The organism is Rhizobacter sp., from assembly GCF_031412075.1.
Lineage (GTDB): Bacteria > Pseudomonadota > Gammaproteobacteria > Burkholderiales > Burkholderiaceae_C > Rhizobacter.
In genome coordinates this window covers 1-10,576 of the sequence record NZ_JANOCG010000601.1, presented here as the reverse complement: position 1 = coordinate 10,576, position 10,576 = coordinate 1, and the positions used below count along the sequence as shown (strand labels likewise).

The window sequence follows — 10,576 nt, the reverse complement described above, 5'->3', positions numbered from 1 at the left end:
CGCGCGGGAGGGGGCGGGAAGGGGACGGGGACGAACGCGGCGGTCGGCTGCTTCGCCACCGAGGGTGACGGTCGCGAGGCCGAGGACCCGCACGCGCCGAGCGCCATCGACAGCGCCGCGAGGGCGGCGATGAGGCAGCTCGAGCGTGTCCGCATCGGGGTGACCCCGCGCGTTCATAAGAAGACGTGGTCCGAGAACCGTGGAGGACCCAGCCTTGCATCGGCGCCACGCGTTGTGGGCGCGCAAGAAGGCCGTGTGCTGCTGTCTCGTGGCGACCTCGCCTACGTGCGCGGTGAGTTGGGCAGCACCCCAAATTACCGTGTTTTCCGTGAGCCCCGTGCGCTGAAAGACCCGGGCACCGGTGAGGTGCTGGGCTATGAAGCCGAGTACCTCGGCGTGGCCGAGTACACCCGCAAAGGCGGCACGGTCAAGGGCGAGATCGTGCCCGACACCTTCACCGTGACGACGGTCCGCCAGGAAATCCGGGTCGGAGACAGGCTCTCGCCGGTGCCACCGCGGGAGTTCATCAACTACGTGCCGCGCCCGCCGGAAAAAGACATTGATGGCCAGATTGTCTCGATCTACGGCGACGGCCTGACGGCCGGGCAAAACCAGATCGTGGCGCTCAACAAGGGCAGCCGCGATGGCATGGAAAGTGGGCACGTGCTCGCTTTGTGGCGATCGGGTGACCGCCTCATCGACAAAACCGACGGCCAGCGCACCCGCATCAAGCTGCCCGATGAGCGGCATGGCAACCTCTTCGTCTTCCGCGTCTTCAACCGCATGTCGTATGCGCTGATCCTCACGGTCAAGGAACCGGTCACCCCAGGCGATCGTTTCACCCAGCCCTGACGCTGGCGAGCGAGCGTCACACCGGCGCTCGCCCACCCTCGATGGATCGAGACGAACTCGCCGCCTGGTTGCGGCTCATCGAAACGCCTCAGATCGGGCGTGAATCCGCGCGCAAGCTGTTGGCAGCGTTTGGGTCGCCACAAGCCGTGCTGGCGGCCCCAACCGCGGCACGCAAAAAAATCGTCTCAGCCGCCACGGCCACTGCGCTGGCCGAAGAGCCGGAGACGGTGTCGACGCTCGTCGAGACCACCGTCAGCTGGCTGGCGAATGCCACCGACGAGGCACCACGCCAGGTGTTGACGCTGGGGGATCCCAGCTACCCGCCCCTGCTGCTCGAAATTGCCGACCCACCTCTGCTGCTTTATTTGCAGGGGGATCCCACGCTGTTGCACTCACCCGGCGTGGCCGTGGTCGGCAGCCGCAACCCCACGCCACAGGGACGTGAAAACGCACGCGCCTTTGCGGCCCACTTGAGCAACGCCGGACTGACCATCGTCTCCGGGCTGGCCTTGGGTGTTGACGGTGCAGCCCACGAAGGCGGCTTGTCGGGGTCAGGGCGAACCATCGCGGTAATCGGCACCGGCCTGGATCGTGTTTACCCCAAGCGCCACCTCGAACTGGCACATCGAATCAGCGCGAAGGGTTTGATGCTCAGCGAGTACTCGCTTGGCACACCGCCCTTGCCGGCCAACTTTCCGATGCGCAACCGCATCATCGCGGGACTGACGCGCGGCACCTTGGTGGTCGAAGCGGCACTGCAATCCGGCTCACTCATCACGGCCCGACTGGCCAGCGAAGCCGGGCGCGACGTTTTTGCCATTCCGGGCTCGATCCACTCGCCCCAATCACGCGGCTGCCATGCGCTGATCAAACAAGGTGCGAAGCTGGTGGACAGCGCGCAAGACGTGCTCGAAGAGCTGCCCCCGTTTCAGGCTCCCGCGCCAAGCGCGACGGAACCACCGGCCGACGTGGAAAGCGCTGATCCGTTGCTGCAGGCATTGGGTTTCGACCCCGTCACGTTGGACGCCTTGGTCGCTCGCACCGGCTGGCCATCAGAACTGCTCAACCTCCGTTTGCTGGAGCTTGAAATGGAGGGGCAAGTGGCACGCCTGCCGGGCCAACTCTTCCAGCGTGTCAGCACCGGCTGACAACACCAAGCGGGCGCCCTGGCCCGTCTCGCGACGCGCATTTATTCCAGGCTTCATAAAGCGGCCCTGGGGTATAGTGAATTCATGTTTGACGTGCTCGTCTATCTGTACGAAAACTACTGGCGGCCCGATGCGTGCCCCGACCATGCGCAGCTGACGCGAAAGCTGTCGGCCATGGGGTTCGAGTCGGACGAGATCGAAGAAGCCTTGTCCTGGCTCGATGGCCTGGCCAGCGCGGCAGAGTCGTATTCCGGCGAACAAAGTCCTGACAGCCTTCGTGTCTATTCCCCTGCCGAACAAGAGCACCTGGGCGAACACTCCATCGGCTTCGTGAGCTTTCTCGAATCGGCAGGTGTGTTGCCACCTCCCATGCGCGAGATGGTCATCGACCGCGCCACCGCCATTCCCGGCGGGCCGGTCGATCTCGAAGACCTGAAGATCATCGTGCTGATGGTGTTCTGGAGCCTTGGCGAAGAGCCCGATGCATTGATCCTCGATGAATTGTTTGTCGACGAAGAGGATCGTTTGATTCACTGACACCGGATCACCGCCCAAACAAAAGCCGCCCGAGGGCGGCTTTTTGTTTAACCAACGGCGTATCGGGTCAGTTCAAGAGGCGAGTGGGATCCACGTCCAGTTTGGCCAGAGCGCTGCGTGTGGCGCGCACCGTCAGCGACTCATCTTGTGCGGGCACCAGCAGCCCCGCCTGGAGAAATGCCGCCAGCCGGTTTTGTTGAAACAAGATGCCGCGCCCATGCGGCGAGACAAACAGCGTCAACTGCCGGCGCATGCCCTGCCAGACCAGTTGCACCGCTTCGTTGCGGTTGCGGTAGTCGAGCATGTACCAACCGCCCACCTGAAGTTCGCGCGCCCAGGCGAGCATGGCTGGCGTGGGCATGGAGCCGCCCTCGCCCACCACTTCGAGCTCCGAGCTTTCATGGCCCGACAGGTCGAGCACCAGCGACTCGTCGATTTCCAGATCGTCGGTGTTGTCGGGCAACAGCTCTTCCAGGGTTTCGAGGCGCCCCATCAGCTCTTCGAGCCGCTCGGGCGCGATGGCGGCCGTCTTGGCAGTGAACGCTGCTGCCAGCGAGTTGTTGAGCCTCTGGATGTGTTCGTCTTGTTTGTCGGCCGCGATGCCGGCGTGGTCCATGCCCTCTCGCAGCGTCTTGAGCAACGGCGGCAGGCGACGGATCACCTCGGCCCGCTCTTCGCGCGACACCTTGGCGCTGGCCGACCAGATCAGATCAGCGGCCACACGTTTCATCGCCTTGGTTTCAACACCCTGGGCGCTGTACTTCACCGCCGTCATGGCCATCACGTCGGCCCAGACGTGGAACAGGAACTCGCGCACCCCTTCTTGCACCGGCACCTCGTTGAGCATCTTGCGCAGCTCGATGGTGTATTGAATCGCCAGCGTCTCGCGCTGCTCCACCTGCTGTGCGAGAGACACACCTTTGCGCGTGGTTTCGTTCTCGTTCTTGAAGTAGTGCTCCAGAAACTTCTCGAACTCGGTGAGCACGGTCTGGAACACGCGGCGGCCAGTGTCAGGATAAGCCTCGACGACCTGCACCACACGCTTGATCTCTTTTTCCAAGGTGTCGGCGACAGCCCGGCTGGTCGCGTCGAAGCCCATCACGCAGGCGCCCATTCGGTCGATCAGGCGGCGGGCCGGGTGGTCCACGGTGGCAAAAAAATCGGGCTCACTCACGGCCACACGCAGCACGGGCATCTGAAGGCGTGCAAACCAGACCCGCACCACCGCAGGAATGCGCTCTTCCATCAGGATGCTTTGAAACAGCAGGGCGACGATTTCGATGGTGGCGCGCTCCACGGGCGTGGTGGCGGCCTTCTTCAGCGCCTGCTTGCGCTGGTGCATTTCTTCGAGCAAGGCGGGGGTGCTGACCGGCTCGTCGGCGGCGCGAGCGCCAGTGACCACGCCCCCACTCGTCGTGCTCGAAAGCCGCCGCTGGATGCCTTGCTGGGCCTCGCTGATCGCGGCCTTGAGACCCGCCGAAGCCGCAGGCATGGGCGCGGTCCCCGCAAAATCGGGAACCTGCCGGCCGATGAGCTTGTTGAGGCGGCCAAGCACCGCCTCGGCATGGTCGGACCCGCGTGCAAACCCACCCGCGCGCGTCATCATGCGGGTCTCTTCGCCCACGGTCCCGAGACGACCCAAACTGCTGGGAGTCCCGGACGCCGGGCCGGGTGAACTGCTTGACCCGCCCGAGGTCGGCAAGACGTAGGAGTTGCGCGAGCGCCGGATGAACGGGCGCAGGTCGATCTCGGGCAACACCCGTTGCTGAATCAACCAGCGGTTGGTCTCGTGGTAAGCCTCTTCGGCGAAGTGCGCGAACTCTTCGTGCAACACCACCTGCAGCGTGCGCCACGCATCCTGGGTGAGCGTCGAGCTGCGCCAGGTGCTGGTGACGATGCGAGCCAGCACATGCGGGCGTAGCACATCGTTGGTGTCGAGCTCATCGCGTTTCTCGAGCGACGACATGCGAGAGCGCAGGTCGGTGAACTCCCAGGACGCGCGATCCATCATCGCGAGTGCCAGCCGGGAGCTCAAGATTTCGGTTTCGATGGTGTCATCGTCGACCAGCGACATGCCGGGGTTGGTGCGCCCCGGCGGCGGCAGGTCACCCGGCCGGGAGGCCGACACCATGCCGCTCACCAACGCACCACGCAGCGCCGAGATGATGCCGTTGGTCCAGGTCGGTGAGGCCTTGCGCAGGTCGGTGGAGACATCGCGCCGCTTGTACTGGAGGCTGTGTTCAGCCGACTGGGTGGCCAGTAGCCTCGCCCCGTCTTCCACCGCATGAACCACGCCCGGAACGCCACTCAACAAACGCTCCACGTAGGAGCGGCGAGCCTGGGCGGCCAGGGCCAACGAATCGGCGGCGGTCGCCATGGGACGGTTGGTCGATGCTTCTCTGAAAGGGGTTGCCCTTACTCTACACCACCGCCCCGGCGTTCGGGTCGTTCGGATCGACGTCTTTGGTCGGCCCGCCCTTGATCAGGTCTTCACGCTTCACACCCAGCCACATCGCAATGGCTGCAGCCACAAAAACCGACGAATAGATGCCGAACAAGATGCCGATGGTGAGTGCAATGGCGAAGTAATGCAGCGTCGGCCCACCGAAGATCAACATCGACAACACCATCATCTGCGTGCTGCCGTGCGTGATGATGGTGCGGCTCATGGTGCTGGTGATGGCGTGGTCGATCACCTCGTGGGTGTTCATCTTGCGGTACCTGCGGAAAGCTTCACGGATCCGGTCGAAGATCACCACCGACTCGTTCACCGAGTAGCCCAGCACGGCCAGCACCGCCGCCAGCACGGAGAGCGAAAACTCCCACTGGAAGAAGGCGAAGAAGCCCAGGATGATGATCACGTCGTGCAGGTTGGCCACGATGGCGGCCACCGAGAATTTCCACTCGAAGCGAAACGCCAGGTAAATCATGATGCCGATGATCACGAAGGCCAGCGCCTTGGCGCCGTCTTCGGCCAGCTCGCGGCCCACCTGCGGCCCCACGAACTCGCTGCGCTGCAAGGCCACCGGCTCGGCACCGCCCGCCTCGCACACCGGTTTGTCGATCAGCTCGCCCTTGTCGGTCTTGACCTGCTTGCGCGTCACCGTGCCGCTCTCGGCCTTGCACAGTTCGCCGAACACACGGTCGACCACGTCGCCGTGTTTGCCGTCGCCTCGCACCGGCAGGCGAATCAGCACGTTGCTGGTGCTGCCGAACGACTGCACCTGCACCTCGCCTACCTGCATGGCCTCGACGGTGGAGCGCACCTTGGGAATGTCGGCAGCCTGGGCGTAGTGCGCTTCGATCAGCGTGCCGCCGGTGAACTCGATCGACAGGTGCAAGCCGCGCGTCACCAGAAAGAACACCGCCACCAGAAAGGTGAGCAGCGAAATGATGTTGAACACCAGCGCATGCCGCATGAACGGGATGTCGCGTCGGATTCTGAAGAACTCCATGTCTGTGGATCCTGTTTGAGTTCTTGGGTGGGGTCAGGTCTTGGCCTGGGCGTCGGCTTCGGTGGCCTGGGGCTTCCAGACCTGGCCGATCGACACCGACTTGAGCTTTTTCTGGCGGCCGTACCAGAGGTTCACCAGGCCGCGCGAGAACACGACGGCCGAAAACATCGAGGTCAGGATGCCCAGGCAGTGCACCACCGCAAAGCCCTTGATCGGCCCGGAGCCGAAGGCAAAGAGCGCGATGCCCGCAATCAAGGTGGTGACGTTCGAATCGAGAATCGTCGCAAAGGCGCGCTCATAGCCGGTGTTGATGGCCGCCTGCGGTGGCGCGCCCGCTCGCAACTCTTCGCGCACCCGCTCGTTGATCAGCACGTTGGCATCGATCGCCATGCCCAGCGTGAGCGCAATGGCCGCAATGCCGGGCAGCGTCAGCGTGGCCTGCAGCATCGACAACACCGCCACCAGCAACAACAGGTTGAACGCCAGCGCGGCGGTGGAGAACACGCCGAACAACAGGTAGTAGCCGCACATGAACACCGCGATCGCTGCAAAGCCGTAGATCACGCTGTTGAAACCCTTGGCGATGTTGTCGGCGCCCAGGGTTGGCCCAATGGTGCTTTCTTCGATGATCTCCATCGGCGCGGCGAGCGAGCCGGCGCGCAGCAAGAGGCTCAGGTCGGCTGCGGCTTCGGTGGTGCCCATGCCGGTGATCTGGAACTCGTTGCCGAACTCACCCTGGATGCGCGCCACGGTCAGCACTTCACCTTTGCCCTTTTCGAACAGGATCGCGGCCATGAAGTTGCCGACGTTGTTGCGCGTCATCTCGCGCATCAGCCGCCCGCCCTTGGCGTCAAGGCTCACCGACACCGCCGGCTGGCTGTTCTGGTCGGGCCGCGGCTGGGCGTTGGTCAACATTTCGCCGGTGGCCACGGCCTCTTTGTAGGTGACAACCGGGGCGCCGCGGCCCACGGTGAAGCGCTCGCGCCCGAAGGGCACGGGGCCGGTGCCTTCGACCGCAGCGCGCGCTTCGGCCGACATGTCGGCCAGGCGGAATTCGAGGTTGGCGGTGCGGCCGATGATGTCCTTGGCTTTGGCGGTGTCTTGCACGCCCGGCAGCTGGATGACCACGCGGTCGGCGCCTTGCTGCTGGATCACCGGCTCGGCCACGCCCAGCTCGTTGACACGGTTGTGCAGCGTGGTGATGTTCTGCTTGAGCGCGGCGTCTTGCACTGCACGCGCTGCTTCCGGCTTGAGCGTGCCGCTGAGCATGAAATCGGTGCCCTCGGGCGCTTGCGTCCACACCACATCGGTCATCTGCTCGCTCAACAGCTTGGCCGCAGCGTCGCGTGTTTCGCGGTCACGAAAACGCACGTTGAGCGTGTTGACGTCGCGGGTGACACCGGCGTGGCGCAGGTTCTTGTCACGCAGCTGCGAGCGGATGTCACCGGCCATCGCTTCGGTCTTCTTGGTCAGCGCCGCCTTCATGTCGACCTGCATCAGGAAGTGCACACCCCCCCGCAGGTCCAGGCCCAGGTACATGGGCAGGGCGCGCATCGCGCTCAGCCAGTGCGGCGAGCGCGACAGCAGGTTCAGCGCGACGATGTAGCTCGGGTCGTTGAGATCAGGGTTGAGCGCCATGCTCAACACGTCTTTCGCCTTCAGCTGCGCGTCGCCGTCGGCAAAACGGGCCTTGATCGAGTTGCCTTCAAGCAGCACGAAGTCGGGCTTCAGGTCGGCCGCCTTGAGCGCCTGCTCGACCCGCAGCGTGGTGCTGCTGTCGAGCTTGACGGTGACCTTGCCACTGCTCACCTGGACGGCGGGCGCTTCACCAAAGAAGTTGGGCAAGGTGAAGATCAGGCCGACCAGCAGGGCAAGCCCCAGGATCGTGTACTTCCACCACGGGTAGCGATTCATGAAGCCTCTTTCGCGGGGCGGCGCCCCTTGCTTTTGTGCGGCGCCAGCCACGCAGGTGGCCGGGCCCGTTTATCTCGTTCGGATTACTTGAAGGTGCCCTTGGGCAGCACTTGAACCACCGCGCCGCGTTGCACCTGGATCTCGACGCCGTTGGCGACTTCGACGGTCAGAAAGCTGTCGCCCATCTTCGACACCCGGCCCAGCACGCCCCCTGCGACCACCACCTCGTCGCCCTTGGCCAGGGCGTCGATCATGGACTTGTGCTCTTTCTGGCGCTTCATCTGCGGGCGGATCATCACGAAGTACAGCACCACGAACATCAAGATGATGGGGAGCATGCCGGTGATGCCACCCAAAGGTGATTCGGTGGCTGCGGCCGCAGGGGCCGCTTGTGCAAAAGCTTCGGAAATGAACACGTGAAGATCCTCGTTGGAGCCGGTCAGCGCCGGGTGGCGCCCGTCGGAGTGAAAGCCTGGAATTGTATGCCGCCGCCTCTGTGTCACCAGAGGCCAGGGCGCAGACCCCAGGTCGACCCCAGAGGTTCCGGCGAAAGGGCCTTAATCGTTTTTCGGATAAGGAAAGCAACATTCAGTTGTTCCTCAACTAGCGGAGGCTCCACATACTGCGCTACCCCGTCACCTGGCCGCGACACCAGCGGCCCGACTGCAGCCCATGAACTTCCAGCAACTGCGCTCCGTGCGCGAAGCCCTGCGTTGCGGCTTCAACCTCACCGAGGTGGCGGGTGTGCTGCACACCTCGCAGCCCGGCATCAGCCGCCAGATCCGTGAGCTTGAAGAAGAGCTCGGCGTCGAGATCTTCGTGCGCTCGGGAAAACGGCTCACCGGCCTCACGCCGCCCGGCGAGGCGGTGCTGCCCATCGTCGAGCGCCTGCTGCACGATGCTGAAAACCTCAAGCGCGCCGGTGAGGAATTCAGCGCCCAGACGCGCGGCCGCCTGTCGATCGCCGCCACCCACACCCAGGCGCGTTACGCGCTGCCGCAGGTGGTGCGCGACTTCCGCCAGCTTTACCCCCAGGTCACGCTCAACCTGCACCAGGGTTCGCCCAGCCAGGTGGCGCAGATGCTGCTGAGCGGCGAGGCCGACATCGGCGTGGCCACCGAAGGCCTGGCGCAATACGACCAACTCGTGGCCCTGCCCTGCTACCGCTGGACGCACAGCGTGATCGTGCCGCCCGGGCACGAACTGCTCGATGGCCAGCCCCTCACGCTGGAGCGGCTGGCCCGCCACCCGGTCATCACCTACAACGCCGGCTACACCGGGCGCACCCACATCGACGAGGCCTTTGCGCAGGCCGGGTTGGAGCCCGACGTCGTGTTGAGCGCCATGGACGCCGACGTGATCAAGACCTATGTCGAGCTCGGCATGGGCGTGGGCATCGTGGCCTCGATCGCCTTCGATCCCGAGCGCGACCGCACGCTGCGGGCGCTCGATGCACGCACGCTGTTCGAGGTCAACCTCACGCGCCTCGCCATCCGCCGGGGCGCCTGGCTGCGAGGCTACGTCTACGCCTTCATCGAGGCGTTTGCACCGACCCTCACGCGCCCGGTGGTCGAGAGCGCGATGAGGGGTGAAACGATCGAAGCCTGAAGCGCTTCACGGTGCGCTGAAGCGGGTGATGCGGCTTTGCGTGAGCACGTACAAGGCGCCGTCCAGCCCCGTCAGCATGCCCACCGCCTGCCCCGAGACTCGGCCGAAGGCGTAGGCCGCGTTGCCATTGGCCATGTCCACACGACCGATGAACGGTGTGCAGAAGTCGGTGAAGAAATAGCTGCCTCGGTAGGCCGCGGGGAACGGGCCACTGTCGGCCGGGTAGAACGCACCACCGGTGATGGCACAGCCATTGAAGAACCCGGCCGGGCCGGTGGCCTCCGCCGTGTGGTCGTAGGCAAACAGCGGCGCCGTGACGCCCGCGGCGTTGGTCGGCCCTTCGGTCGCTGGCCAGCCATAGTTGGCGCCCGGCACGCCGAGGTTGATCTCTTCCCACAGGCCCGCACCCACGTCGTTGATGTGCATGCGCCCATCGCTTCGGCGCACGGCAAAGGTAAACGGGTTGCGCAGGCCGCGCGCCCAGATGGCGCAGCGCAACGTGGCCGCCGTGTTGCAGAACGGGTTGTCGCTGGGGATGCTGCCGTCATCGTTGAAGCGCAGCATCTTGCCGAACGGGGTGTTCAGGTCAGGCGCGTTGGCGCTGTTGGCGTTGTCGCCCACGGCCACGTAAAGCTTGCCGTCATTGCCGAAGTGCAAGGCCCCGCCGTTGTGGTTGGTCGCGCTCGACAGCGTGGGCAAGTCGGCAATGCGCACTTCGCTGCCCGCTGCCACGACATTCGGGTTCGATGCGCTGGCCGTGAAGCGGCTGATGCGGTTGTGCGTGCCGCCCTCGGGTGTCGTGTAGTAGAGATAGACGTAGCGGTTGCTCGCGAAGTTGGGGTGCAAGGCCACACCGAGCAGGCCGCGCTCGCCCACCGGGTCGACCGACAGCGTGATGAACGGCGTGCTCAGCAGTGCGCCGGCCGCGCTGACGACGCGCAGCTGCCCACCTTGCTGGGTGACGAACATGCGTCCGTCAGGCGCCTGCGCAAAGGCAGTCGCAGCGGCGAACCCGGCGACCCATTGGTCGGTGCGGGTGATGCCCGCCGGCTGGCTGCGCGT

9 protein-coding genes are annotated in these 10,576 nt (G+C 64.8%); 4 read left to right on the top strand and 5 right to left on the bottom strand.

From position 1 onward, the window contains the following. Positions 1–255: 255 nt before the first annotated feature. The 3 genes from RMO40_RS22295 to RMO40_RS22285 all read left to right on the top strand — a co-directional run bounded on the left by RMO40_RS22295 (position 256) and on the right by RMO40_RS22285 (position 2,537). Entirely contained in the window at positions 256–852 is a 597-nt protein-coding gene (locus RMO40_RS22295; RefSeq protein WP_309725795.1) for a hypothetical protein, read from the top strand. 41 nt (positions 853–893) lie between these two features. Continuing rightward, positions 894–2,000: a DNA-processing protein DprA gene (gene dprA / locus RMO40_RS22290; RefSeq protein WP_309725794.1), complete on the top strand. Its 1,107-nt coding sequence runs from the start codon at positions 894–896 to the stop codon at positions 1,998–2,000. A gap of 84 nt (positions 2,001–2,084) precedes the next feature. After that, positions 2,085–2,537 (top strand): DUF494 family protein, encoded by a 453-nt coding sequence (locus RMO40_RS22285; RefSeq protein ID WP_309725793.1) that lies wholly within the window; start codon positions 2,085–2,087, stop codon positions 2,535–2,537. Positions 2,538–2,604: 67 nt separating this feature from the next. Here RMO40_RS22285 and RMO40_RS22280 read toward each other — a convergent pair whose 3' ends face one another. From RMO40_RS22280 to yajC, 4 genes are all read right to left on the bottom strand, one after another. Next, positions 2,605–4,914, bottom strand: a complete 2,310-nt coding sequence (locus RMO40_RS22280; protein ID WP_309725792.1) for a DUF1631 family protein — start codon at positions 4,912–4,914, stop codon at positions 2,605–2,607. Between the two features lie 43 nt (positions 4,915–4,957). Continuing rightward, a complete protein-coding gene (gene secF / locus RMO40_RS22275) occupies positions 4,958–5,992 on the bottom strand; it encodes a protein translocase subunit SecF (protein ID WP_309725791.1) in 1,035 nt (344 codons plus the stop codon). A 33-nt stretch (positions 5,993–6,025) separates the two neighbouring features. Beyond that, entirely contained in the window at positions 6,026–7,906 is a 1,881-nt protein-coding gene (gene secD, locus RMO40_RS22270) for a protein translocase subunit SecD (protein ID WP_309725790.1), read from the bottom strand. 83 nt (positions 7,907–7,989) lie between these two features. Then, complete coding sequence (gene yajC / locus RMO40_RS22265; RefSeq protein ID WP_309725789.1) at positions 7,990–8,322, bottom strand: preprotein translocase subunit YajC; 333 nt, start codon at positions 8,320–8,322, stop codon at positions 7,990–7,992. A gap of 256 nt (positions 8,323–8,578) precedes the next feature. On the opposite strand from yajC, the gene RMO40_RS22260 reads away from it, so the two are divergent. Then, a complete protein-coding gene (locus tag RMO40_RS22260; protein WP_309725788.1) occupies positions 8,579–9,514 on the top strand; it encodes a CysB family HTH-type transcriptional regulator in 936 nt (311 codons plus the stop codon). A 6-nt stretch (positions 9,515–9,520) separates the two neighbouring features. Here RMO40_RS22260 and RMO40_RS22255 read toward each other — a convergent pair. Beyond that, on the bottom strand, positions 9,521–10,576 hold a 1,056-nt coding region (locus tag RMO40_RS22255), incomplete at its 5' end, for a PQQ-dependent sugar dehydrogenase (RefSeq protein WP_309725787.1).